The organism is Lyngbya sp. CCY1209, assembly GCF_055795065.1.
The window spans coordinates 1-338 of the sequence record NZ_JAYFER010000692.1 but is presented as its reverse complement, the minus strand read 5'-3'; the positions used below and the strand labels follow the sequence as shown (position 1 = coordinate 338).

The 338-nt window shown below is 61.8% G+C and carries 1 pseudogene; it reads left to right on the top strand.

The features are described from left to right. Window positions 1-45 precede the first annotated feature (45 nt). A pseudogene (locus AC0QHF_RS28875) lies at window positions 46-338 on the top strand (hypothetical protein); the annotation flags it as partial.

Below are 338 nucleotides of genomic sequence, written 5' to 3'. Positions count from 1 at the left end.
CGTTATCACCACGGCCATTCACCCATTACTCAGGAGTATTTACCCATGATTGGATTTGTCAGAGGCGACGACATGAAATCCGGCGCGATCGCCCCCGTGGAAGGCCAGCACAGCAACCTGGACAAGTCGTCAGTGTTCGTCACGTCCCCCAACGGCATCACCCCCGACAATCCCGGCAGTTGGGAGCATTTCCGATTCGCGCCCGTGTTGGACCACGCCCGGACGATCGACCCGGCCGAAGCCGATGCCCTCGCCGACCTCGCCGACGAGTCGGACAAACTGACCGTCAGCACCCGCAAGGGATACCGGGCATTGGGACGACTGGACGACAACGGCCG